The 24,454-nt window shown below is 71.1% G+C and carries 21 protein-coding genes, 1 pseudogene and 1 riboswitch; of the genes and pseudogenes, 7 read left to right on the top strand and 15 right to left on the bottom strand.

Annotated elements, in window-relative coordinates; translation table 11 throughout:
• Window positions 1-61 precede the first annotated feature (61 nt).
• From ACFYV1_RS29075 to ACFYV1_RS29055, 5 genes are all read left to right on the top strand, one after another.
• On the top strand, window positions 62-577 hold the full coding sequence (locus tag ACFYV1_RS29075; RefSeq protein ID WP_389398569.1) for an Lrp/AsnC family transcriptional regulator: 516 nt from the start codon (window positions 62-64) through the stop codon (window positions 575-577).
• Entirely contained in the window at window positions 562-1,941 is a 1,380-nt protein-coding gene (locus tag ACFYV1_RS29070) for an aspartate aminotransferase family protein (protein WP_389398568.1), read from the top strand. The genes ACFYV1_RS29075 and ACFYV1_RS29070 overlap by 16 nt, the downstream gene beginning before the upstream one ends.
• Before the next feature lie 187 nt (window positions 1,942-2,128).
• Window positions 2,129-2,857, top strand: coding sequence for an ABC transporter ATP-binding protein (locus ACFYV1_RS29065; protein ID WP_389398567.1), 729 nt, complete (start codon window positions 2,129-2,131; stop codon window positions 2,855-2,857).
• Complete coding sequence (locus tag ACFYV1_RS29060) at window positions 2,839-3,951, top strand: hypothetical protein (protein WP_389398566.1); 1,113 nt, start codon at window positions 2,839-2,841, stop codon at window positions 3,949-3,951. The genes ACFYV1_RS29065 and ACFYV1_RS29060 overlap by 19 nt, the downstream gene beginning before the upstream one ends.
• A 208-nt stretch (window positions 3,952-4,159) precedes the next feature.
• Window positions 4,160-5,284 carry an LOG family protein gene (locus ACFYV1_RS29055; protein ID WP_389398565.1) on the top strand — a complete coding sequence of 375 codons (1,125 nt, stop codon included), beginning with the start codon at window positions 4,160-4,162 and terminating at the stop codon, window positions 5,282-5,284.
• Between the two features lie 205 nt (window positions 5,285-5,489).
• Here the strand turns inward: ACFYV1_RS29055 and ACFYV1_RS29050 are convergent, their stop codons facing one another.
• Entirely contained in the window at window positions 5,490-7,007 is a 1,518-nt protein-coding gene (locus tag ACFYV1_RS29050) for a hypothetical protein (RefSeq protein ID WP_389398564.1), read from the bottom strand.
• Window positions 7,008-7,266: 259 nt separating this feature from the next.
• On the opposite strand from ACFYV1_RS29050, the gene ACFYV1_RS29045 reads away from it, so the two are divergent.
• Window positions 7,267-7,950, top strand: a complete 684-nt coding sequence (locus ACFYV1_RS29045; RefSeq protein WP_389398563.1) for a hypothetical protein — start codon at window positions 7,267-7,269, stop codon at window positions 7,948-7,950.
• Between the two features lie 350 nt (window positions 7,951-8,300).
• Here the strand turns inward: ACFYV1_RS29045 and ACFYV1_RS29040 are convergent, their stop codons facing one another.
• The 9 genes from ACFYV1_RS29040 to rpsB all read right to left on the bottom strand — a co-directional run bounded on the left by ACFYV1_RS29040 (window position 8,301) and on the right by rpsB (window position 18,222).
• Complete coding sequence (locus ACFYV1_RS29040; protein WP_389398562.1) at window positions 8,301-9,338, bottom strand: ABC transporter ATP-binding protein; 1,038 nt, start codon at window positions 9,336-9,338, stop codon at window positions 8,301-8,303.
• Window positions 9,338-10,954, bottom strand: a complete 1,617-nt coding sequence (locus ACFYV1_RS29035) for an ABC transporter permease (RefSeq protein WP_389398561.1) — start codon at window positions 10,952-10,954, stop codon at window positions 9,338-9,340. The genes ACFYV1_RS29040 and ACFYV1_RS29035 overlap by 1 nt, the downstream gene beginning before the upstream one ends.
• A 56-nt stretch (window positions 10,955-11,010) precedes the next feature.
• A complete protein-coding gene (locus tag ACFYV1_RS29030) occupies window positions 11,011-12,138 on the bottom strand; it encodes a thiamine ABC transporter substrate binding subunit (protein ID WP_389398560.1) in 1,128 nt (375 codons plus the stop codon).
• A riboswitch (TPP riboswitch) is annotated at window positions 12,134-12,255 on the bottom strand. (Overlaps the previous gene by 5 nt.)
• A gap of 62 nt (window positions 12,256-12,317) precedes the next feature.
• Entirely contained in the window at window positions 12,318-13,424 is a 1,107-nt protein-coding gene (rlmN, locus tag ACFYV1_RS29025; RefSeq protein WP_389398559.1) for a 23S rRNA (adenine(2503)-C(2))-methyltransferase RlmN, read from the bottom strand.
• 189 nt (window positions 13,425-13,613) lie between these two features.
• On the bottom strand, window positions 13,614-14,762 hold the full coding sequence (locus ACFYV1_RS29020; RefSeq protein ID WP_389398558.1) for a phosphatidate cytidylyltransferase: 1,149 nt from the start codon (window positions 14,760-14,762) through the stop codon (window positions 13,614-13,616).
• Window positions 14,762-15,319: a ribosome recycling factor gene (gene frr, locus ACFYV1_RS29015; protein WP_005311329.1), complete on the bottom strand. Its 558-nt coding sequence runs from the start codon at window positions 15,317-15,319 to the stop codon at window positions 14,762-14,764. Before frr ends, ACFYV1_RS29020 begins: the two co-directional genes overlap by 1 nt.
• A 128-nt stretch (window positions 15,320-15,447) precedes the next feature.
• Complete coding sequence (gene pyrH, locus ACFYV1_RS29010) at window positions 15,448-16,212, bottom strand: UMP kinase (RefSeq protein WP_389398557.1); 765 nt, start codon at window positions 16,210-16,212, stop codon at window positions 15,448-15,450.
• Between the two features lie 158 nt (window positions 16,213-16,370).
• Window positions 16,371-17,207: a translation elongation factor Ts gene (tsf, locus tag ACFYV1_RS29005; RefSeq protein WP_389398556.1), complete on the bottom strand. Its 837-nt coding sequence runs from the start codon at window positions 17,205-17,207 to the stop codon at window positions 16,371-16,373.
• A 106-nt stretch (window positions 17,208-17,313) separates the two neighbouring features.
• Window positions 17,314-18,222, bottom strand: a complete 909-nt coding sequence (rpsB, locus tag ACFYV1_RS29000) for a 30S ribosomal protein S2 (protein WP_389398555.1) — start codon at window positions 18,220-18,222, stop codon at window positions 17,314-17,316.
• Window positions 18,223-18,437: 215 nt separating this feature from the next.
• Here rpsB and ACFYV1_RS28995 point away from each other — a divergent pair.
• Window positions 18,438-19,178 (top strand): annotated as a pseudogene (locus ACFYV1_RS28995) (peptidoglycan DD-metalloendopeptidase family protein); the annotation flags it as partial.
• Window positions 19,179-19,455: 277 nt separating this feature from the next.
• On the opposite strand, the gene ACFYV1_RS28990 reads toward ACFYV1_RS28995, so the two are convergent.
• The 5 genes from ACFYV1_RS28990 to ACFYV1_RS28970 form a co-directional block, all read right to left on the bottom strand.
• On the bottom strand, window positions 19,456-20,013 hold the full coding sequence (locus tag ACFYV1_RS28990) for a TetR/AcrR family transcriptional regulator (protein ID WP_389398655.1): 558 nt from the start codon (window positions 20,011-20,013) through the stop codon (window positions 19,456-19,458).
• A gap of 62 nt (window positions 20,014-20,075) precedes the next feature.
• Window positions 20,076-20,912 carry an RNA polymerase sigma factor WhiG gene (gene whiG / locus ACFYV1_RS28985; RefSeq protein WP_389398554.1) on the bottom strand — a complete coding sequence of 279 codons (837 nt, stop codon included), beginning with the start codon at window positions 20,910-20,912 and terminating at the stop codon, window positions 20,076-20,078.
• A gap of 291 nt (window positions 20,913-21,203) precedes the next feature.
• The gene (gene dprA / locus ACFYV1_RS28980; RefSeq protein ID WP_389398553.1) at window positions 21,204-22,385 is read right to left on the bottom strand and encodes a DNA-processing protein DprA; all 1,182 of its coding nucleotides are present in this window, start codon (window positions 22,383-22,385) and stop codon (window positions 21,204-21,206) included.
• A complete protein-coding gene (locus tag ACFYV1_RS28975) occupies window positions 22,382-24,001 on the bottom strand; it encodes a YifB family Mg chelatase-like AAA ATPase (protein ID WP_389398552.1) in 1,620 nt (539 codons plus the stop codon). The genes dprA and ACFYV1_RS28975 overlap by 4 nt, the downstream gene beginning before the upstream one ends.
• A complete protein-coding gene (locus ACFYV1_RS28970) occupies window positions 24,001-24,363 on the bottom strand; it encodes a YraN family protein (RefSeq protein WP_389398551.1) in 363 nt (120 codons plus the stop codon). Before ACFYV1_RS28970 ends, ACFYV1_RS28975 begins: the two co-directional genes overlap by 1 nt.
• Between the last annotated feature and the right edge of the window lie 91 nt (window positions 24,364-24,454).

Genomic DNA, 24,454 nt, shown 5'->3' with positions numbered 1-24,454 from the left:
AGATTTACGCCCTCGAACAACGAATTTCATTGCTCAGGGCTTGCCAGACAGACGAGTCCCGGTGCAGAGTGACGTTGTGGCCAGTCGTAGCGCAGACTCCAGGACCGGAACCGCAGGCGGTTCGTCGACCCCGACGATCGATGCGGTCTCCCTCGCGATCATCGAACAGCTCCAGGAGGACGGTCGCCGTCCCTATGCCGCGATCGGCAAGGCCGTCGGCCTTTCCGAAGCGGCGGTGCGGCAGCGCGTCCAGAAGCTGCTCGATCAGGGCGTGATGCAGATCGTCGCCGTCACCGACCCGCTCACCGTGGGCCTGCGACGCCAGGCGATGGTCGGCATCACGGTCGAGGGCGACCTCGACCCCGTGGCGGACGCGCTGACGGCCATGGCCGAGTGCGAGTACGTGGTGATGACCGCGGGCTCCTTCGACCTCATGGTGGAGATCGTCTGCGAGGACGACGACCACCTGCTCGAAGTGATCAACAAGCGGATCCGCGCGCTCCCCGGCGTGCGCTCCACCGAGAGCTTCGTCTACCTCAAGCTCAAGAAGCAGACCTATATGTGGGGAACCCGATAGCCGTGAGCAAGGACCTCTCCAAGACCGCCTACGACCACCTGTGGATGCACTTCACCCGCATGTCGTCGTACGAGCACGCACCCGTGCCCACCATCGTGCGTGGCGAGGGCACCTACATCTACGACGACAAGGGCAAGCGCTACCTGGACGGCCTCGCCGGCCTCTTCGTGGTCAACGCCGGCCACGGCCGGCACGAGCTCGCGGAGACCGCCTACAAGCAGGCCCAGGAACTCGCGTTCTTCCCCGTGTGGTCCTACGCGCACCCCAAGGCGGTCGAGCTGGCGGAGCGCCTCGCCCACCACGCGCCGGGCGACCTCAACAAGGTCTTCTTCACCACCGGCGGCGGCGAAGCCGTCGAGACCGCGTGGAAGCTCGCCAAGCAGTACTTCAAGCTCCAGGGCAAGCACACCAAGTACAAGGTCATCTCGCGGGCGGTCGCCTACCACGGCACCCCGCAGGGCGCCCTGTCCATCACCGGCCTGCCCGCGCTCAAGGCCCCCTTCGAGCCGCTGGTCCCCGGCGCGCACAAGGTGCCGAACACCAACATCTACCGCGCCCCGCTCCACGGCGACGACCCCGAGGCCTTCGGCCGCTGGGCCGCCGACCAGATCGAGCAGCAGATCCTCTTCGAGGGACCGGAGACCGTCGCCGCCGTCTTCCTCGAGCCGGTGCAGAACGCCGGTGGCTGCTTCCCGCCGCCGCCCGGGTACTTCCAGCGGGTCCGCGAGATCTGCGACCAGTACGACGTACTGCTCGTCTCCGACGAGGTGATCTGCGCCTTCGGCCGCCTCGGCACGATGTTCGGCTGCGACAAGTTCGGCTACGTGCCGGACATGATCACCTGCGCCAAGGGCATGACCTCCGGCTACTCGCCGATCGGCGCCTGCATCATCTCCGACCGCGTCGCCGAGCCGTTCTACAAGGGCGACAACACCTTCCTGCACGGCTACACCTTCGGCGGCCACCCGGTCTCCGCGGCCGTGGGTCTCGCCAACCTCGACATCTTCGAACGCGAGGGTCTCAACCAGCACGTCCTCGACAACGAGGGCAACTTCCTCTCCACGCTGCAGAAGCTGCACGACCTGCCGATCGTCGGCGACGTGAGGGGCAACGGCTTCTTCTACGGCATCGAGCTGGTCAAGGACAAGGTCACCAAGGAGTCCTTCAACGACGAGGAGACGGAGCGCGTCCTGTACGGCTTCCTCTCCAAGGCGCTGTACGACAACGGCCTGTACTGCCGGGCCGACGACCGCGGTGACCCGGTCGTCCAGCTGGCACCGCCGCTGATCGCCGACCAGTCGACGTTCGACGAAATCGAGCAGATCCTGCGGAGCGTCCTGACGGAGGCCTGGACGAAGCTCTGACGGGACCTCCCTCCCGCGTACGGCCCGAGGCCCGGGTGCCTCCATCCGAGTGAGATGGACGGTGCCCGGGCCGCGTGCTTCCCAGCAGTGCGGCAGTGACTCCTTAGCGTGCCCAGTGACCGATCGGCCCTGCCTTCGTTCCCCCGTACGGGGGGCCGGAAATCTGATCAGAACCGAGGTGTACGTGATGGTGGCCCCGCCCGACAACGATGTGCTCTGGGCCCGCTCCCTGCACCACGCCCACCGTGGCTCCCCGGCCCTCGTGGGCGTGTCCCTGGGCGTACGGGAGGGCGAGATCCTCGCCGTCCACGGTGCGCGCGGCAGCGGCAAGACCACACTGCTCCAGTGCCTGTCCGGCCGGCTCGTCGCGCAGCAGGGCGAGGTCTGGTTCAACAGCTCCCCCGTGCACACCATGCCGGCCCCGGCGCGTGAGCGGCTGCGGCGCGACCGGTTCGGCTGGATCGACCCCGAACCGGCACTCGTGCCGGAGCTGAAGGCATGGGAGAACGTCGCCCTGCCGCTGCTGCTCGCCGGCGTCTCGCGCCGCGCCGCGAAGTCCACGGCACTGGAGTGGATGGAACGGCTGGACATCGGCAGCACGGCGGGCAAGCGCCCCCGGGCGCTGGTCCGTGCCGAACAGCAGCGCGTCGCCGTGGCGCGGTCCCTGGTCACCACTCCGTCCGTGCTCTTCGCCGACGAGCCGACCGCCTCACTGCACAGCGCCGACCGGGCCCAGGTCCTGCGCACCGTCACGGCCGCGGTCCGCTCGCACCGGATCACCATGGTGCTCGCCACGCACGACGCGGACGTCGCGGCGGTCGCCGACCGCACGATCACGATCGCCGACGGGCGCCGCGCCGGTTCCCCCGTGGCCGTCGACACGGAAGGCCGGGCCCCGTGCTCGCTCTCCGTCTAGCCCGTGGGGCACTTCCGCCCGTACTGCTCCGCCGGCTGATGGTGGCGGCGGCGTCGGCGGGTACCGGCTTCCTTCTGCTGTGGACCCTGATGTACGCGCTGTCCCATCCCGACGACCGGGCGGCAGTGGTCCGCCTGCTGTGGTGCGTCCTGCCGCTCGCCGCGGCGGTCCACCTCGCCGTGGCCGTGGCCCGTACGGACCCGGGCACCAGGCCGCGGGCGGGTCTGTCCGCCGTCGGGCTCGGCCCCGTACGCCTCGCCGCCCTCGCCGCCGCCTCCACCGCACTGTCCTGCACGCTCGGCAGCATGCTCGCGCTGCTGTTCTTCCTGCACCTGCGGGGCGATCTGACGGGCCTGCCGTTCGACGGGGCCGCGGCCGACCTGCTCGCCGCGGAACAGCCGCTGCCGCTGCCCGCCGCGCTCACGCTGCTGGCACTCGTACCGGTCCTCGCCACCACCGCGGCCGCGCTGATCCTGCGGCCCCGGCCCGCACGCCCCGACGACGCCGAGGAACCGGCCGGCACGCCCGCGGGGCTCCCCTGGGGCGTCGCACTCGTCGCTGTGGGTCTGGCCGTGGAGACGTACGTGAGCGGCGCGGGCACCGACGGTCTCCCGGCCGGGGTCCTCATGGGCTGGGCCCTGACGGCGCTCGGCCTGTGGCTGGCGGGCCCGGCCGTCACCCACCTGTGCGGCATGCTGCTCCAGTCGACCCGGCCCGGCGTGGCGCGTCTGCTGGCCGGCCGCATCCTCATGGAGGAGTCCCGGCGCATCGGCCGCCCCCTCGGCGTCATGTGCGCGGTGGCGTCCGGCGCGGTCGCCTCGACCGCCGCCTACGGCTCCGCGCCACGGCCCTGGGGCCCGATGACCGGCCTCGGCGTGACACTGGTCGTCGCCTGCACGGCGGCGGCCCTGCTGACGGCGGCACTCGAGGCCAGACAGTCACGCGCCGGGTCGAGCGCCGCGCTGGTGGACGCGGGCGCCTCGGCGACGGTCCTCCGCCAGGCCGCTGCCCTGCGAGCGACGGTCCTCGTCACGGTCTTCCTTCCCCTCACCCTGACGGTGGGCGCGCTCGCCGCCACCCCACTGACCCGCTGAGGCGTCCACCGCACGGGGCCCGTTCCCGCCTCGCCTTCCCCGGGCGGGGCGGGGCAGTGCCGGCCCGGCCGGCGATTGAGGCCACACCCACAGGGCGGTACGGGGCAGGCCGGGGCCTGCCCGGTTCGGTAAGGGGCGGGGTTGGGGGTGCGGCCGGCCACGGGCGACCCGCACACGACCCGCGGAACCCGCCGCCTATCGTGGGCGCATGACCGCCACCCCCACCGACCGCGAGATCGAGTCCCTCGAAGAGTTCGACCAGGTCGTCGCCCGAGGCCCCCTCGTCGGATTCCGGTTGCAGTCCCTGGACCTGACGGCCCGCACCCCCGACCTCCTCCGCGTCGACACGGCCGCCGCCGTCTTCCTCGGGTGCCTCCTGGAGCCCGACGCCGCCGCCAAGGTCCGCGCGGACGGCGCACTCGTCTTCCCGCCCGTGCCGGGCATGCCCTTCGACCCGTACCGCGGACGGCTCTACTCCCCCGACGACCTGTTCGCCGGCCTCTCGGAGCCCGGCGGCGGCTACGAATCGACGCCGGACGCCCTCGCGTACGCCTGGTTCCAGCGGACGAAGGCGGACGGCGACATCTACGCCTCGATGCTCCGCGCCGTCCACGACGACTCGATGAACGACGCGCTCGACGAACTCCTCGTCGGCAAGCGGGTCGTGGGCGTGATGGGCGGCCACGCGATGGGCCGCGGCACCGACGCCTACACAGGCGCCGCCCGGCTCGGCCGCGAACTGTCCCGTGCCGGGTTCTCAGTCGCCACGGGCGGCGGGCCCGGTGCGATGGAGGCCGCCAATCTCGGCGCGTACGCGGCACCTCACCCGGACGGGATGCTGGACGACGCGCTCCAACTGCTCGCCAAGGCCCCCTCGTTCGTCCCCTCGATCACGGACTGGGCGCAGGCCGCCTTCGAGGTGCGTCACCGCTGGCCGCGGGGCGGGGACTCGGTCGGCATCCCCACCTGGTTCTACGGCCATGAGCCGCCGAACGCCTTCGCGGGCCACATCGCCAAGTACTTCGCCAACGCCACCCGCGAGGACGGCCTTCTGGCCCGCTGCAACGCGGGTGTGATCTTCCTGCCGGGGGCGGCCGGCACTCTGCAGGAGATCTTCGACAACGCGACGCCGAACTACTACGAGTCCCGTGGCGAACCGACCCCGATGGTGCTCGTGAACCGGTCCCACTGGACGGACCACCTCCCCGCCTGGCCACTGCTGCGCTCGCTCGCGAGCGGCCGGTCGATGGAGTCGCGCATCGCCCTCGTCGACTCGGTCGAGGAGGCACCGCAAGCCCTGCGCCGACTGCTCGCGGACACCGTCCAGTCCTAGAACTCACCGGCTCCGCACAGCGGAGGCAGAAGCGTCGCGGCCTGTCTTCGCGGGGCCGCCTGTACGAGACCCGGCGGGCAGGCAGACGCACGAGGTCTCGGTGTGGGACATGCGGCCGGGGCAGGCGGTTGTGACTGAGCTCTTCAGCAGGCGGATGAGCACTTGCGGCGGCGGTGCCGGGCGCCTCGGTCGGCAGGTGGAAAGTTCACCGCCGGAGCGCCAGATCCGCCATGACGGCAGGCGGGAGCGACGGGTTCGCGGCCGCCGCTTCCACTACCTGCCAGTCCGTGTCGGTGAGGAGCTCTGCGACGACGGTCGGCGGGAGTGCCGGGTGGCCGGCGGCCAGGGGCCGCGCCTGCTGGTCCGCCAGGCAGGCGAGCAGTGCCGACGCGGTCGCATTGCGATGGCGGGCGATTGCACGGAACGCTTTCTGTACGGGTGGTTCGTGCCGGCTCAGGTCCTCCAGCAGTGCGGGGGACGCGTCCGGGTTGGCAGCCACCTTGGCGAGAACCTGGACGCCGTGTCGGTCGACCATGGCGCGCAGCTGTGTTTCGGACAGGCCTGGGTGCCCAGCGATGGACTTGACCACTTTCGCATCTGGGTCATCGGCCAGCTCGTCGCAGATCTCGGTCGGCAGATCGCGTCGTTGGGCCAGGAGCATCCGTGCGGCCGGGGCCGGCGACTGGGCCAGTGCCTCGATCTCGGCGGGGGAGGCAGAGGCGATCCGCGGCAGCAGGGTGGTGCCGACCCTGGTCGCGCCGGCCAGGTGGATGAGCACATCGAGCGGCAGGTGCGGGTTGTGTGCGAGCCCGCGCCGCACGTCATTGTCACGATCGCCGGCCAGTACGCGGATCAGGGCGTCGTCGATCGCCGGATTTCCGGCAAGGTCGGCCCGGACACCGGGTATGAGGTCTGCGGCGAGCCGTCTGTACACTTCCGGCGGCAGATCGGGACGGGCGGCGAGCGCCCAGCGCAGCAGGGGCGAAGGGTGGTCGGCGAAGCCGACGACGGCTTCGGTGGGTGTGGCCGGGTTCCGCAGCGCCGCCTGCTGTATGTCGTGCGTGGTGGACTCGTGGGAGCCGTCGCAGGAGGCGCCCGGCAACAGATCGCAGTCGAGCCTCGCGCATTGCGAATCGTGTACGAACGGCGTCTCTTCACGGTCACAGACAGAGCACCGCTGGGCGGGAGGCATTGCCTCGCCATTGATCAACGCCGCCAGCACCGCCGGCGGCGTCGCCTCGTTGGCCGCCACCGCGCGGCGGACCTCGGCGTGCGGATGCCGCGCGAGCCTGGCGGCCACTTCCGCTGTGGTCCACAACGCGAGCTCCGAGACCACCCGTACGTCCAAATCTGCGGCAAGCGTCTCCACGACATCAGGCGGAAGACCGGAGCAGGCAGCCAGTTTCTCCCGGTGCTCGACGACAGGATCTGCCGCGAGAAGACGTGCCCAGGCCGGGCTGCCGGCACGCTCGTCGAGCATGGCGAGGGCGGCATGGGGCTGTGCCGCAGGATCGACGTCGGCGACGGTCAGCCGGCCTTCGTACGCGAGTTGCACAGCGCCTTCCTCGGCGTGCGCGGCCAACGCGACGGCCTGCTCACGGCTGAGGTCTGCTCGACCGGCGAGAATCACGGCGGTGTCGGTGTCCGCGACCGCGATCAGCCGGTCAACAAGCTCGGACGGCAGGGCCACATTGGCTGCGAGCCCGCGCAGGACATGGTTCACGGAAGGCATCCTGCCTGAGCAATGACCGATTGGCCCGAGAGTTTCGACGTCCACACTTCGCCGGCGGGATACCGGGGGCGTCCCGGTTGCTTGCGAAATCCGCCGACTGAAGCGCTCATTGATGGGGGACGGAGACTCGACGGGCCGGTGCACATGGGGGTCACGGTGGTCCGTGACCGCCGGGTGGGGGCGTGCGGGTGGGCTGTCTCGTCGCCGCTATTGGCATGCGGTGCGGGAGGGCATGGCGCACACTCCATGAGTGATCGTGTTGCAACCCGTCCTCGAAGTCCACATGCCCACCGGCTTCGGGCTGTGGCCGGTCACCGTGACCGAGCCGGACGGCTTCCTGCCGCTCAGCGGTGCTCTGACGCCCGCCGAGGTCGGCACAGCGGTCATGCGCATCGCCGACTACAACGAGGCGGAGCCGGACGCCGACGACGACCGGCCGCGTCCCCTCGATCCGCTCAGGTCCTTCCTGCACGGCCTGCTCACCATGGACGAACTCCTCGCACCCGGCGGCCTGCGCGTCACCGACACCGTCACGGGCGTGGCCTTGACGCCGGGCTGCTGCAACGGGCTCGAAGAGCGGGGCGACTGGCTCGACGTCCTCGACGGTGACGGCTGGGCGTCGTTCGGGCACGATCCGTCCCCGCTCGCCGAACGGCTCGGCGACGCGGTCCGTCTGACCGTGGACGCCGATCGGGAGGACAGCCCGGTGATCGAGCTGCCCACCGCCGAGCTTCGGCGCCTGCTCGCGAGGGCAGAGCGCGACCTGGCGGACTTCCTTGGCCTTGCCTCGGTTTGGTCGGCACGACAACTGCCGGAGCACGCCGCCGGGGTGACGGCCGCGCTCGCGCGAGCTCTGGCCCTGCCCGCCTCGGACGACGTACTCGTACCGATGGTGCCGCCAGGGCGCGCCGCAACTCGGGCTCCCGGGCACTGACCCGGGGGACGACGCGAGCGGCCGGTCGACCGGGGCAGTTCGGCCGTCGGCATGGCCGACTTCGCGGCGGCGGGCTCCGAGCAGGTGCGCCGCCCGCCACGGCGTCAGGGCTCCGACATCGCACAGCCGGCAGCAATTTCCGGCTCTTCGACGGCCGCCTCGTCCGGTGGAACCACGATGCGCTCCCCAAGGGCTGTCCCGTAACCCACGGTGGATCAGCGCGCGGCGTCAGATGCGGTGCATCGCAAGGCGGAGGGTCGTCCTCATACTGGATGTATCCGGGCGATTCGACAACGCAGCGAGGTGCCGTAGCTGTCGTCGTGCGCCCAGCGGGGATTGCGGGACAGCCCTTAGGAAGGAGCGTCCGTCCCGAGGACCACGACCTCCTCGTCGGCGAACACCACACCCACCACGGCGCCCTCCTCCGGAGCCTGCGCCAGGGAGCACTCCGCCTCCAGGACCGGCCCCTCCGACGGCCGCAGTCGCACGGCGACATGGCTCCCGCGGAACGTACGGGACTCGACCGTGCACCGCAGCCCCTGGGAGGGGCCGGTCAGCCGCACGCCGTCCGGCCGTACGAGCAGCGTCCGCGCGCCCTGTGGCGAGCCGTCGGGCACGGGGACCTTGCCCCACACCGTGTCGGCGACCGCGCCGCCGACGGTCGCTGCCACCACGTTGTCGAAGCCGAGGAAGCGGGCGACGAACTCCGACGCGGGCCGCTGCCAGACCTCGAGAGGCGTGCCCGCCTGCGCGATCCGTCCGTCCTGCATGACGACGACACGGTCGGCGAGCGCGAAGGCCTCTCCCTGGTCGTGAGTGACGGCGAGCACCGTCGTACCCAACCGCCCGAACAGGCCACGCAGTTCGACGACGAGGCGCTCCCGCAGGCCGCGGTCGAGCTGGCCGAGCGGTTCGTCGAGCATCAGCAGCCTCGGCTCCGGCGCCAGCGCCCTGGCGAGCGCGACGCGCTGCTGCTCGCCGCCGGACAGCGCCGCGACGGACCGCTTCCCCGCGCCCGGCAGTCCCACCAGCCGAAGCAACTCCTCGGTCCGGCGGACCTGTTCGTCACGGCTCGCGCCATGCATCCGCAGTCCGAAGGAGACGTTGCCAGCGACGTCGCGCTGCGGGAAGAGCTGATGGTCCTGGAACATGAGACCCACCCCGCGCCGGTGCACCGGCACCCCGGACTGGTCGGCGCCGCCGAGCAGCACCCGGCCCTTGTCGGCGCGCTGCAGTCCGGCGGTCACCCGCAGCAGGGTGGACTTGCCGCTGCCGCTCGGCCCGAGCAGGCACACGATCTCGTGCTCCGCGACTTCGAGGTCCACGGCGTCCAGCGCGTTCCGCGGCCCGAACCGTACGGTCACGCCCTCCAGTTCCAGCAGTGCCATCAGAACTCCTCGGAGGTGGTTTCGGTGCGGATGCGTTCGAGCAGGAGCAGCGCCGCCGCGCACACCACCATCAGGATCGTGCTCAGTGCCATGGCCTGCCCGTAGTTGAGTTCGCCGGGCCGGCCCAGCAGACGGGCGACGGCGACGGGCAGTGTCGGGTTGTCCGGCCGGGCGATGAAGACCGTCGCGCCGAACTCGCCGAGGGAGACGGCGAACGCGAACCCGGCCGCCACCAGCATCGCCCTGCGCACCAGCGGCAGGTCCACCTCGCGCCAGGCCCGCAGCGGCGACGCGCCCAGCACGGCGGCCGCCTCGCGCAGTCGTTCGTCCACCGCGCGCAGCACGGGCAGCATCGTGCGTACGACGAAGGGCACGCCGACCAGCGCCTGGGCGAGCGGAACCAGGATCCACGACGCACGCAGGTCCAGCGGGGGTTCGTCGAGGGTGATCAGGAAGCCGAAGCCGACGGTCACGGCGGAGACGCCCAGCGGCAGCATCAGCAGCGCGTCGAAACCCCGGACCAGCCTGCCGGCCTTCCTGGTGAGCGCCGCCGCGGCGAGCCCGCCGACGGCGACCGAGATGGCGGTGGCGGCCAGGGCGTACCGCAGGGAGTTCCACACGGCGTCGATCGGCGGTACGAGGAACGCCCCGCCGGACGGGTCCACGGTGCCCAGTTCGCGGTAGTAGTCGAGTCCGTAGCCGGCCGGAGTGTCGAAGGAGCGCTCGACCAGCACCGCGAGGGGTGCCAGGAGGAGTACGAGGACGGTGGCCAGGACGCCGCCGAGCAGCGTCCACTGGGCCGTTCCCCGGGGTCGTCGCGCCGTTCGCGCCGGGTCGACGAGCCGCAGCGCGCTCTCCCGCCGCCGTACCGTCCGGGCGTGCACCGTCAGCACCGCGCCGACCGCCGTGAACTGCACCAGGGTGAGGACGGCCGCTGTCGGCAGGTCCAGGAACTGCGCGGTCTGCCGGTAGATCTCCACCTCGAGGGTGGAGAAGGCGGGGCCGCCGAGGATCTGCACGACGCCGAAGGAGGTGAAGGTGAAGAGGAAGACCATCAGGGCCGCCGCGGCCACCGAGGGTGCCAGCGCGGGCAGTGTCACACGGCGCCAGGCGGCCAGGCGCCCCGCCCCGAGGACCCGGGCGGCCTCCTCCTGACGGGGGTCGAGCTGCGACCACAGGCCGCCGACGGTCCGTACGACGACTGCGTAGTTGAAGAAGACGTGCGCGAGGAGGATGGCCCACACCGTGGTGTCCAGCCGGATCCCCCACAGTTCGTCGAAGAGTCCGCCGCGCCCCAGCAGGGCCAGGAACGCCGTACCGACGACGACCGTCGGGAGTACGAACGGCACGGTGACGACAGCGCGCAGCAGCCGCTTGCCCGGGAAGTCGAGGCGGGCGAAGACGTAAGCGCCCGGCAGGGCGATCAGCAGTGTCAGCACGGTGGAGGCGAGCGCCTGCCAGGTGGTGAACCACAGCACATCCACGATGTCCGGCCGGCCGAGGACTTCACCGAACCTGCCGAACTGCCAGGCTCCGTCGGCGCGGAGGCCGCGGCCCACGATGGCGGCTACGGGGTAGGCGAAGAAGACGGCGAAGAACGCGACAGGGACGGCCATCAGGCCGAGCCGGGCCGCGTTCCCACGCGCATACCGCGGAGGCCGCGGGGGCTTCGCTACTTCACGACGAGCGAGGACCACGACCGGACCCACTGCTCACGGTTCTTCGCGATGGAGTCCGCGGCAACGGTCTCGGGCTTCTCGACGACCGCCCCGTGCTCGGTGAACAGCTCCGGCAGCTTCGCGCCCTCGACGACCGGGTTGACGAACATGTTCAGCGGCATGTCCTCCTGGAACTTCTTGCTGATCAGGAAGTCCAGCAGCGCCTTGCCGCCCGCCTCGTTCTTCGCTCCCTCGAGCAGGCCGGCGAACTCGATCTGACGGAAGCACGTGCCGGTCGCGACGCCGGTCGGCGCCTCGGTGGGCTTGGGGTGTCCACTGCTCGAAGAGCTTGGGGAAGGGTCGGCGTAGAGGACCTCGACCGGCGGGCTGGAGGCGTACGAGACGACCAGCGGACGGTCGGCCCCGGCCTTCCTGCCACCGGCGGAGCCCGAGAACTCCTCGTTGTACGCCTGCTCCCAGCCGTCGACGACCTTGACGCCGTTGTCCTTGAGCTTCTTCCAGTAGCCCTGCCAGCCGGACTCGCCGTACTCGCCGATGGTGCCGAGCAGGAAGCCCAGACCGGGCGAGGAGGTGGCGGCGTTCTCGACGACCAGCATGTTCTTGTACTCGGGCTTCGCGAGATCGGCGAACGTCCGCGGCGGCGCGAGCTTCTTGTCGGCGAAGAACTTCTTGTCGTAGTTGACGCAGATGTCGCCGGTGTCCACGGGCGTCACGCGGTGCTTGTCCGCGTCGAGCTGCACCTGGTCCGCGACCTGGTCGAGGCCCTTGGCCTCGTAGGGGGTGAAGATGCCGTTCTCGAGCGCGCGGGACAGCAGGGTGTTGTCGACGCCGAAGAAGACGTCGCCCTGGGGGGAGCCCTTGGTCAGGATCTCCTTGTTGAGCGCGGTGCCCGCGTCTCCGCTCTTGAGCACCTTGACCGTGTAGCCGGTCTGCCGGGTGAACTCCTTCAGCACCGCCTCGGACGCCGCGAACGACTCGTGGCTGACGAGGGTGACGGTCTTCGACTCGGTTTTGCCGCCGGAGCCGGAGTCCTTGGACTCCCCGCCACAGGCGGCGAGCGTGGTGATGCCGAGGGCACCGACGAGTGCCGCGGTGACGGCACGCCGAAGCTGGCTGTTCATGATGATGCTGACTCCCTACGCCGGTATGACCCGGATCAGGTCCGAGGGTCTGCGGCCCGTGGCCTCGAAGGCCGTGCCGCACTCTCAGCGCTGTGGTGCGCTCCCCTGTCGGAATGTTTCGTTGTTCATTTGTGCGAACGCACAGCGCACAGTATCAGCCATGGCCGAAGCCCCGGCGGTCAGCGTTCCTGCGCCGCCAGCTGCCCGCATGCCCCGTCGATCTCCTGACCGCGGGTGTCCCGGACGGTGACCGGCACACCGTGCGCGGCGATGGCCTCGACGAACGCCTTCTCGTCCTCGGGGCGCGAGGCCGTCCACTTCGACCCGGGCGTCGGGTTGAGCGGAATCAGGTTCACGTGAACCCGCTTGCCCTTCAGCAGACGGCCGAGGAGGTCGCCGCGCCACGCCTGGTCGTTGATGTCGCGGATCAGCGCGTACTCGATGGAGATCCGGCGGCCCGACTTCTCCGCGTACTCCCAGGCCGCGTCGAGGACCTCGCGGACCTTCCAACGGGTGTTGACCGGGACCAGGGTGTCGCGCAGCTCGTCGTCCGGGGCGTGCAGCGACACCGCGAGGCGGCACTTGAAGCCCTCGTCCGCGAAGCGGAGCATCGCCGGCACCAGGCCGACGGTGGAGACGGTGATGCCGCGCTGCGAGAGTCCGAGTCCGTCCGGCTCCGGGTCGGTCAGGCGGCGGACGGCCCCCACGACGCGCTTGTAGTTGGCGAGCGGCTCGCCCATGCCCATGAAGACGATGTTGGACAGGCGGGCGGGGCCCCCGGGGACCTCGCCGTCGCGCAGTGCCCGCATGCCGTCGACAATCTGGTGCACGATCTCGGCCGTCGAGAGGTTCCGGTCGAGGCCGGCCTGGCCGGTGGCGCAGAAGGGGCAGTTCATCCCGCAGCCGGCCTGCGAGGAGATGCACATGGTGACCCGGTCCGGGTAGCGCATGAGCACCGACTCGACGAGGGTCCCGTCGTGCAGACGCCACAGCGTCTTGCGGGTGGTGTCGTTGTCGCAGGAGATGTGCCGGACGACGGACATCAGGTCGGGCAGCAGCTCACCGGCGAGCTTCTCGCGCGACCCGGCGGGGATGTCGGTCCACTGCGCCGGGTCGTGCGCGTACCGCGCGAAGTAGTGCTGGGACAGCTGCTTGGCGCGGAACGGCTTCTCGCCGATGGCGGCGACAGCTTCCTTGCGCTCGGCGGGCGTGAGGTCGGCGAGGTGCCGCGGCGGCTTCTTGGCTCCGCGGGGCGCGACGAAAGTGAGTTCTCCGGGCTTAGGCATGACTCGACCAGTGTCGCAGATCCATCGGCGTGACCCGGGCGCCCGGCCCTGTGCGGTGGTCGTCATGTGTCGTATCGGGGCCCGCGGTCGCACGGGACAGCGGAGGGCCCGTCGTCGCACGGGAAACAGCGGAGGGCCCGCCGTCCCAGGACGGCGGGCCCTCACGGAGCTCACGGAGAACCCCTCGGATCACCCCGACCCGACGAAGAGCACCAGCAGCAGCCACACCACCGGCGCCGTCGGCAGCAGCGAGTCCAGCCGGTCCATGATGCCGCCGTGCCCGGGGAGCAGCGTGCCCATGTCCTTGATGCCGAGATCCCGCTTGATCATCGACTCGCCCAGGTCGCCGAGCGTGGCGCTGACAGCGACCGCGAGGCCGATCAGCAGTCCCTGCCACCAGGTGCCGCCGTCGATGAGGAACTGCATGCACAGGGCGCCCGCGGCCATCGCGAACGCCACCGCGCCGAGCAGCCCTTCACGCGTCTTGCCGGGGCTGATGCGCGGCGCCAGCTTGTGCCTGCCGAAGCGCCAGCCCACCGCATAGGCACCGGTGTCGCTGACCACGGTGAGCAGCAGGAAGGTGATCACGCGCTCCGGACCGTCGTCCGCCGTCAGCATCAGCGCCACGAACGTGGCCAGGAAGGGGACGTAGAACGCCGCGAAGACGCCCGCCGTGACGTCCTTCAGATAGCCCTCCGGCGGTTCGGTCATCCGCCAGACCAGGATGGCGAGGGCGGTGAGGGCCATCGCGACCCAGGCGCCCTCCGCCCCGCGCACGTAGCCGGCCACGACCATCGCCGCGCCGCCCACCGCGAGGGGAACGAGAGGCGCCTTGATCTGCTTGCGCTCCTCGAGCCGGGACGTCAGCTCCCACAGGCCGACGACGACGGCGACGGCGATCACGCCGACGAAGACGGCCTTGACGAAGAAGAGAGAGACGACGATGACCGCACCGAGGCCGACACCGACCCCTATCGCCGCCCTCAGATCCCGGCCGGCCCGCTTCTTCTGCGGCGGCTCGGGCCGGGCCGGACGCTGGGGGTCGGGCTCGCCCTGTGGCGGCGGGGTGGACATGGGCTCCTGCGGCATCTCGTCACGGAAGAGGGGGCCGCCGAGCCGGGCGGCCCCCCGGTCCCGGTCGTCGCGGCCCTTGCCGCCGCTGCGGTCCTCGGCGTCTCTACCTGCGTCGGGAAAGTCCGGCACGATGGGCATGGGGCGAGTCTGCTGCGCGTCGCGCCCATCGTATGCGGGACCCGCCGGGAGGGGCCCCTGGTCGGGCGGCGGCCATGCTCCGGCATATCCGGCGCCGTGCGAGGCCCCCCAGGAAGAGTCGTTCATCAGACCTCGAGCAGCTCGGCTTCCTTGTGCTTGAGCAGCTCGTCCACCTGTGCGACGTACTTCGCGGTGGTGTCGTCGAGCTCCTTCTCCGCACGGCGGCCCTCGTCCTCGCCGACCTCGCCGTCCTTGATCAGCTTGTCGATGGTCTCCTTGGCCTTGCGGCGCACGGAGCGGATCGAGATCTTGGCGTCCTCGGCCTTGGTCTTGGCGACCTTGATGTACTCCTTGCGGCGGTCCTGCGTGAGCTCGGGGAACACCACACGAATGATGTTGCCGTCGTTGCTCGGGTTGACGCCGAGGTCGGAGTCACGGATCGCCTGCTCGATGTTGCGCAGCGCGGTCTTGTCGAAGGGCGTCACCACGGCCATCCGCGGCTCGGGAACCGAGAACGAGGCCAGCTGGTTGATCGGGGTCAGAGCACCGTAGTAGTCCGCCACGATCTTGTTGAACATCGCCGGGTGCGCACGTCCGGTGCGGATCGCGGCGAAGTCATCCTTGGCGACCAGGACGGCCTTCTCCATCTTCTCCTCGGCCTCGAGGAGGGTCTCTTCGATCACCACTTGCTCCTGCGTGTCTTGAGGTAGGCCCGGCTCGTACCACTGGGCCGGCGGAACCTGCGTCGCGTAATGCCTGCACGGTGTCCGACCGGCAGGACTTTGTCCATCCCTCGAGGGGCGGCCCCGGTTCAGCCTCGGGTGTCCCGGTCGCTCACGAGCGTGCCGATCTTCTCACCCTTGACCGCCCGAGCGATATTGCCCTCGGCGAGGAGTTCGAAGACGAGGATCGGAAGGGCGTTGTCACGGCAGAGCGTGATCGCCGTGGCGTCGGCGACCTTGAGGTTGCGTGAGAGCACCTCGCCGTACTCCAGCGCGTCGAACTTCACCGCGTCGGAGTTGGTCTTGGGGTCGGAGTCGTAGACGCCGTCCACGCCGTTCTTGCCCATGAGCAGCGCTTCTGCGTCGATCTCCAGAGCCCGCTGTGCGGCGGTGGTGTCGGTGGAGAAGTACGGCATGCCCATACCGGCGCCGAAGATGACCACTCGGCCCTTCTCCAGGTGACGCACGGCGCGCAGCGGAATGTACGGCTCGGCGACCTGCCCCATGGTGATGGCGGTCTGGACGCGCGAGTCGATGCCTTCCTTCTCCAGGAAGTCCTGGAGGGCGAGGCAGTTCATGACCGTGCCGAGCATGCCCATGTAGTCGGAGCGGGCCCGGTCCATACCGCGCTGCTGGAGCTCGGCCCCGCGGAAGAAGTTGCCTCCGCCGATCACGACCGCGATCTCGGCCCCGTCGCGTACTACCGCGGCGATCTCGCGGGCGATGGCGTGTACGACGTCGGGGTCGACGCCCAGGCCTCCGCCACCGGCGAACGCCTCGCCGGACAGCTTCAGCATGAAGCGCCCGTACTTTTTGCCGTGGTTGTCGTCGCTGTGTGCGGCGCCCTGATTCATGGAGATCTCCTCGTGCACATACGAAGAAGGCCATTGCCTGTGGGTCCTTGCGGTTTCCCGTACGGCAATGGCCTCCTCGTCAGATCTGCGATCGTTCGGCGCGCTGGCCGACGACTGCTTCAGACCCTACCGGGGTCCGGTGTCCGTGGCGTACGGACTCAGATGCCGACCTTGATGCGCGAGAAGCGCTTCAGGGTGACACCGGCCTCGTCCAGAATCTGCTGAACGGTCTTCTTGTTGTCCAGCGCGTACGGCTGGCCGAGGAGCGTGGCCTCCTTGAAGAAGCCGTTGACGCGACCCTCGACGATCTTCGGGAGCGCGGCCTCGGGCTTGCCCTCGGCGCGGGTGGTCTCCTCGGCGACGCGGCGCTCGGACTCGACGACCTCGGCCGGGACGTCCTCGCGGGAGAGGTACTTCGGGGCGAAGGCGGCGATGTGCTGCGCGACGCCCTTGGCGAGGTCCGCGTCGGCCTTGTCCAGCTCGACCAGGACACCGATCTGCGGGGGCAGGTCGGGCATGGTGCGGTGCATGTACGTGGCCACGAAGGCGCCGGTGAACTGCGCGAAGCGGTCCAGGACGATCTTCTCGCCGAGGTTGGCGTTGGCCTCGTCGACGTACGCCTGGACGGTCTTGCCGGCCTCGATCTCGGAGGCGAGCAGCGCGTCGAGGTCGGCCGGGGAGGTCTTGGCGACGTGCTCGGCGAGCGAGTTGGCGACGGCCTGGAACTTGTCGCCCTTGGCGACGAAGTCCGTCTCGCACTTCAGCTCGACGAGGACACCCGAGGTGCTGTCGTCGGCGATCAGGGAGACGACGGCGCCGTTCTCCGCGGAGCGGCCCTCGCGCTTGGCGACGCCCTTCTGGCCCTTGATGCGCAGGGCCTCGACGGCCTTGTCGACGCTGCCTTCGGCCTCGTCCAGCGCCTTCTTGCAGTCCATCATGCCGGCGCCGGTGAGCTCGCGGAGCTTCTTGACGTCAGCGGCGGTGTAGTTCGCCATGTCCTTGAATCTCTCTCGAAAGTCGAAAGTCGAAGATCTACGGGTGAGCGGCGGGGGCGGCGCCCGGTGGCACCGTCCCCGCCGTCAACAACCGAACCCGGTGAGGTCAGGCCTGCTCGGCGTCCGCGGCCGGCTTCTCGGCCTCGGCGGCCGGAGCCTCGGCAGCGGCGTCCGCGGCCGGAGCCTCGGCAGCGGCCTCGGCGGGCTTCTCCGCGGCGTCCTCGGAGTCCGCCTTCTTCTCGCCCTCGAGGAGGTCACGCTCCCACTCGGCGAGGGGCTCGCCGGCGGCCTTCTCGCCCGGCTTGGAGTCGCCGGTGGCGACGCCGGAACGGGCGATGAGGCCCTCGGCGACGGCGTCGGCGATCACGCGGGTGAGCAGGGTGACGGAGCGGATCGCGTCGTCGTTGCCCGGGATCTTGTAGTCGACCTCGTCGGGGTCGCAGTTGGTGTCGAGGATCGCGACGACCGGGATGTGGAGCTTGCGCGCCTCACCGACGGCGATGTGCTCCTTCTTGGTGTCGACGATCCAGACGGCGCTCGGCACCTTCTGCATCTCGCGGATACCACCGAGGGTCTTCTCCAGCTTGGCCTTCTCGCGCGAGAGGACCAGGAGCTCCTTCTTGGTGAGACCCGAGGCGGCGACGTCCTCGAAGTCGATCTGCTCGAGCTCCTTGAGGCGCTGCAGACGCTTGTAGACGGTGGAGAAGTTGGTGAGCATGCCGCCCAGCCAGCGCTGGTTGACGTACGGCATGCCAACGCGCGTCGCCTGCTCGGCGATGGCCTCCTGGGCCTGCTTCTTGGTGCCGACGAACATGATGGAGCCGCCGTGGGCGACGGTCTCCTTGACGAACTCGTAGGCGCGGTCGATGTACGACAGCGACTGGAGCAGGTCGATGATGTAGATGCCGTTGCGCTCCGTGAAGATGAACCGCTTCATCTTCGGGTTCCAACGACGGGTCTGGTGACCGAAGTGGACGCCGCTTTCCAGCAGCTCCCGCATCGTGACGACGGCCATGGCCGTATCTCCTTGTGTTCTCGGTTATGTCCTGACGCCCCGACGCGCCGTGCCACAAGGGACCGAGGAGCGCGGCCACCGACCGCTGAGGGTGTGGTGGCGGGGCGTGCGAAGTCGACCCGGTGACCCGGATCGCCAGAAGAAGTGTACGGGACCGCTGACGTGCCGGGTGACGGCGCTGTCCACAACCCGTTGGTTGTCCACAGAACCGGACCATGATCAGCGGGAGGGCCCGCGCACGCGGGACGGTTCCCTCCATGAATCGTACGTTCCCCACGCCCCTCGCCGCCGTGTTCTGCCTGGTGGCAGGCCTCCTGCTGCTCACCGCGCCGCCGAGGACGGCTTGGTCCGCCGTGCCGCCCGCCGGCCCCGCGGTCGCTGCGGGCTCGACCCGCGGCACGGGCACGGCCCTCGGCGCGAGCACGGCCCTCGGCGCGGGCCGGGCGACCGCGCGGGACCCGGCGCCGCCTGGCGGGGGCGCGGCGACGGGGCGGGCTCCGGCCACACGGGCGGGCGGGGGCACGGCGACGCCATGGGCTCCGGCCGCACGGGCGGGCGCGGACGTCGGCGGGCGGCCGCAAAGCAGGCCCGGCCGGGCTTCGCCGGTGCCCACGGCCGGTGCCGGGCCCGAGGGACCGGGCGGCGCGACGCGGAGCTGGCCCGTCGGGTCGCCGCGACCCGCGGTGGTGCGCGGCTGGGACCCGCCCGGCTCGCCCTACGGGCCCGGGCATCGCGGGGTGGACCTGGCCGCGGCGGACGGAACGCCCGTGCGGGCGGCCGCCCCGGGCACGGTCTCGTTCACGGGGACGGTCGCCGGTCGGGGCGTGGTGTCGATCAGTCTCACCGGTACGGGTGACCCGCCGCTGCGCACGACGTACGAACCGGTCCGCCCGCTGGTCGAGGAGGGTGCCGTGGTGCGCGCCGGGGACGTGGTCGCCACGGTCGAGCCGGGGGCGTCGCACTGTGCGGGCTGTCTGCACTGGGGGCTGCGGCGCGGCGCCACATATCTGAATCCGCTGTCGTTGCTGCCGCCCTGGATGCTGCGCCGCGCGCCGTCCCGGCTGCTGCCGGTCCTGGGGGTGGCCGAGCCCCCGCCGGCACGGACGGGGCCCGCACCGGCCGGACCTGCGGCTGTCGCGGGCACTCCTCATGCGCTTCACGCCGGACTGCTGCTGCTCGCCTGCCTGGCGGCGCGTCGCACCGTGCGGCGGCGGACCCGGCGGCCTGGCCGGCTCAGCCCCGTACGCCGCGCAGCACCATCGCGACGGCGTCGTCCGCGATCGCTTCGGGATCTTCCGCCGCGCCGATCTCGATACGGCGGACCGCTGCGTCCACGATGCCCTGGAGCAGCATCGCGGTCAGTCGCGGCCGGTCCTGACCCAGTTCTCCGAGGGCCTCGACGATCATCGCGATCAGCCCGCCGTGCGCCGCCCTGATCTTCTCGCGGGCGCCCGCCTCGAGCTCGCTCGCCGAGATCGCGACCACGGCCCGGTGCCGCCGGTCCCCGACCAGCTCCAGCTGGCTGCGCACATACGCCTCGACCTTGGCCTCCGGCGTGGTGGCCCGCCCCATGGCGGCCTCCACCTCGGCCGCCCAGACCGGGAAGTCCACCGCGCAGAGCTCTTCGACGACCGCCGCACGCGAACGGAAGTACTCGTAGACGGAGGACCTGGCCAGACCGGTGCGTTCGGCGAGCGCGGGGAAGGTCAGCGCCTCCGTCCCGCCCTCGGACAGGAGGGAACGCGCGGCGTCCAGAAGGGCGCCGCGCTGCATCGTCCGGTGCTCGGCCACGGAGGCCGCTCGAATCCTTGGCACGGCTCCACTTTACGGATGCGGCCGGGGCGATCCCAGAGTCACCGTCCTACGTCGGCCAGCTTCGCCCGCAGTTGCAGCACGGACTTGGTGTGGATCTGGCTGACCCTGCTCTCCGTGACACCGAGCACATGTCCGATCTCGGCCAGCGTGAGTCCCTCGTAGTAGTAGAGGGTGACGACGGTCTTCTCGCGGTCGGGCAAGGTGTTGATGGCACGGGCGAGGAGCTGGCGCAGTTCACGGTCCTCGGCCACCTCGACCGGGTTGTCGGCGGCAGTGTCCTCGAGCGTGTCCATGAAGCTGAGGCGCTCGCCGCCGTCCCCGCCGACGTGCAGCAACTCCTCCAGAGCCACCACGTTCGCCAGGGACAACTGGCTGAAAACCGCATGCAGTTCCTCGACCGGCACCCCCATCTCCGAGGCGACCTCCGACTCCGAGGGAGTGCGCCTCAGCTGTGCCTCGAGCGTGGCGTACGCGCGCTCGACGGCACGCGCCTTCTGCCGTACGGAACGGGGAATCCAGTCCAGCGCGCGCAGTTCGTCGATCATCGCGCCGCGGATGCGGGTGATGGCATACGTCTCGAACTTGATCGACCGCTCGATGTCGAACTTCTCGATGGCGTCGATCAGTCCGAAGACCCCGGAGGAGACGAAGTCGGCCTGCTCGACATTGGACGGCAGTCCGACACTCACCCGGCCGGCCACGTACTTGACCAGGGGCGAGTAGTGAAGGATCAGCTGTTCCCGCAGCCGGTCGTCACCCGTGGCCTTGTACGACCGCCACAACTCCTCGAGCGACGAGGGTGCGGCGGGCCGCACGGTGCCACGGGCAGCGGGGGGCGCTGCCGCGCGGTCAGACCCGGAGGTGTGCTGGGGCATGCGTTGCCTTGAGCCGTTCTGCTGTGAAGGGAGCGGGAGGGGGCCGCACAGGGCCTCTCGTTCGGATCGTGCCGGGATGGTCCGCAGGGGAGACCCTGGGCCCGGAACCCGGTGAGCGTAGCGTGACTGCGCGGTCGCGGTGGGCGAAGACCGGGGATACCGACCTGGCCGGGTATTCGCGCTCGTCCACACCTTCGAACCGGGGCCGATGCCCTGCGCACCGGCCCCTCGGGTCCCGCCAACCGGACTGCAGAGGTCATCGGCTTCAGCTTTTCACCCGAATGCTCCAGGTCAAGCAACGCCTCGCCGCGCGTTCGAACCCGACCCGGATGAGGGCGTCAACCTCCATCCCTCGCCTTCCCGTTCCACGAATCCGAGTGAATGCAGTTCGTACAGCTTGCCGAGGGCCTCGTCCACCGTCGTCCCCGCGCCGCGGGCGGCGTCCCGCACGGCGAGAGCGCCGCGGGCCGGCAGCGCCTCGAGAACCGCACGTGCCGCCTGGTCGAGCAGGTCCCTCGGTACGACCGGGCCGCTGCGCTCGGGCGCCAGTTCCCCTATTCCGCCGACGAGTTCGATCACTTCCGCCGCGTCCGTGACCAGAGTGCTCTCGCCCCGCAGCAGTTCGTGGACACCGGCGGAGAGACCGCTGGTGGCGGGGCCCGGAACTCCTATCGTGCAGCGGCCGAGTCGCTGGGCGCTGCGCGCGGTGGCCAGCGAGCCGCTGCGGTATTCGGCCTCCACGACGACGGTGCCCCTGGTCAGGGCGGCGATGACACGGTTGCGCAGGACGAACCTGCTGGGGGTCGGATGATCCCCCGGCGGCAACTCGCTGACGACGAGCCCCTGTTCGGCGATGCGCCCGATCAGCTCGCCGTGGCCCCGCGGATAGGCGACGTCGACACCGCAGGCGAGGACCGCGACCGTGGCGCCGCCCGCGGCCAGCGCCCCGCGGTGGGCCGAACCGTCCACTCCGAACGCCGCCCCCGACACCACCACCCAGCCCTGCTCGGCGAGCCCGGAGCCGAGTCCGGCCGCCATGTGCGCCCCGTACGCCGTGCAGGCACGCGCCCCGACCACCGCGACCGACCGCAGGGCCCATCTCCTCAGATCGGGCCTGCCGCGCACCCACAGGCCGACGGGAGCGGCGTCGTGGAGGTCGTCGAGCTGGCTCGGCCACTCGGCGTCGCCGGGTGCGACAAACCGGCCGCCGGCCGCGTGGACGGCGTCCAGGTCCCGGCCGGGCTCGACGCCCCTGGCACGCGCCCGCAGTCCCAGCGCCCGCCGCTCCGAGACGCCCGGCAGGGCCTGTGCCGGGCAGTCCTTCGACGTCAGCCGGGCCAGCAGGTCCTCGGCGCCGAATGCGCGGAGCCAGCGTCCGCCGTGCTCGTCGCCCGGTTCCAGGATCCGGGTCAGCGCCGCGCGCGCCGTGCGTTCCCCGCCGTCCACGCCGCTCCCGGCGGCCGGCGGCGTCACGACGGCCCTCCGAATCCGGCGGCCGTGGGCGCGCCCCGCGCGATCCCGGTCCTCAGTTCCAGTGCCAGCGCCACGTCGGACACCTCCGGCCGGTCCCTGCCCGCGAGGTCGGCGATGGTCCAGGCGACCCTCAGCACCCGGTCGAGCCCTCTGGCGGTGAGCAGGCCCCGCTCCACATCCCGCTCGGCGGCGGCCAGGGCCCCCGGGGCCACCGTCCAACGGGTTCTCAGTTCGTGGCCGGGCACTTCGCTGTTGACGGTCCAGGGGGTGCCGCCCAGACGGGCCGCGGCGCGGGCCCTGGCCTCACGCACCCTGTCGGCGACCACCGCCGTGGACTCCCCCCGTCCGTCCTGTCCCACGAGATCGGACCGGCTCACCGGCTGGACCTCGATCCGCAGGTCGACGCGGTCCAGCAGCGGCCCGGACAGCCGGGCCTGGTACCGCCGGATCACCGAGGCGGGGCAGTCGCACCCGGCACCGTGGAGAGTGTGCCGTCCGCACGGGCAGGGGTTGGCGGCCAGCACCATCAGGAATCTGGCGGGCAGTCGGACCACTCCCCCGCTCCTCGCCACCACCACGTGCCCCGACTCGAGGGGCTGGCGCAGCGCGTCCAGCGCCTTGCCCGAGAATTCCGGCGCTTCGTCCAGGAAGAGCACGCCCCGGTGGGCGAGTGAGACGGCACCGGGCCTCGGCAGGCCGTTGCCGCCTCCCACCAGGGACTGCATCGTCGCCGAGTGGTGCGGTGCGCAGTACGGCGCGGACCGTACCAGCGGTTCTCCCGGCGGGAGGATGCCGGCCACCGAGTGCACGGCCGTCACTTCGAGTGATGCGCGGCGGGTGAGCGGCGGGAGCACGCCGGGGAGCCGCTCGGCCAGCATGGTCTTCCCCGCGCCCGGCGGGCCGGACAGCAGCAGATGGTGTCCGCCGGCCGCCGCCACCTCCAGTCCTGTGCGCGCCGTGTGCTGGCCGGCGACCTCGCCGAGGTCGGGCCCCGCGGCCGGGCCGGAGGACAGCCCGGTGCCGACGCCCGCTCCGGGCACGAGCAGACCGGCCGTCATGGCGTCGGGCCTGCCTTCCGCGACCACCTCCTCGTCCGGCACCGGTTCGTCGGCGAGCACCGCGATCAGCTGGCGCAGGCTGCGCACGCCGAGGACCGAGATCCCCGGTACGAGTGACGCCTCGCCCGCGGTCTGCTCGGGTACGACCACGTGTTCGTACCCCGCTTCCGCCGCCGCGAGCACCGCGGGGAGCACCCCGCGCACCGGTCTGACCCGGCCGTCGAGCCCGAGCTCGCCGATCAGCACGAGGTCCGCGATCTGCCGCGGATCGACGCGCTCCGCCGCGCCGAGGACGGCGCAGGCCACGGCGAGATCGAAACCGCTGCCGCTCTTGGGGACGGACGCCGGACTGAGTCCTACGGTGAGCTTCTTCTGCGGCCACTCGGCGCCGGAGTTGACCACCGCGGCCCGTACCCGGTCCCGGCTCTCGACGAGGCTCTTGTCCGGGAGTCCTACGAGCGTGAACGCGGCCACTCCCGGTTCCAGGTCCGCCTGGACCTCGACCACCACGCCCTCGACGCCCACCAGGGCCACGGAACACGCCCGCGCGAACCCCATCAGGCCACCCCGCGGACGTGCTCCACGACCGCCGCGCCGCGCCTGGGCAGCACCACGCCCACGAGGTCGATGCGCACGTCCCCCGGGGGCACGCCGCCGTGCCGCTCGAGCCAGCATGCGGCGAGCCGTCGCAGCCGCTGTGCCTTCGCCGGCGTGACCGCGGCCATCGGGTGCTCGTACGCCCCGGCCCTGCGGGTCTTCACCTCGCAGACGACCACCGTGTCGCCCTCGCGGGCGACGATGTCGATCTCCCCGGCCCGCCCGCAGCGCCAGTTCCGCGCCAGCAGACACATCCCGGACCTGGTCAGCAGCCGTGCCGCCAGGTCCTCTCCGTACCGTCCCAGTGCCCCCGTCGCGTTCATGTCGGCACCACCTCCGACACCGACTCTGACGCGTGAGACCCCTCGTAGTGGATCTTGGTCGGAAAGTGTGGAGAACCCGGCGGCTGTGGAC

The sequence above is a fragment of the Streptomyces sp. NPDC003023 genome (assembly GCF_042888225.1).
Taxonomy (GTDB): Bacteria; Actinomycetota; Actinomycetes; order Streptomycetales; family Streptomycetaceae; genus Streptomyces.
This window is presented reverse-complemented; position numbering and strand designations above follow the sequence as displayed.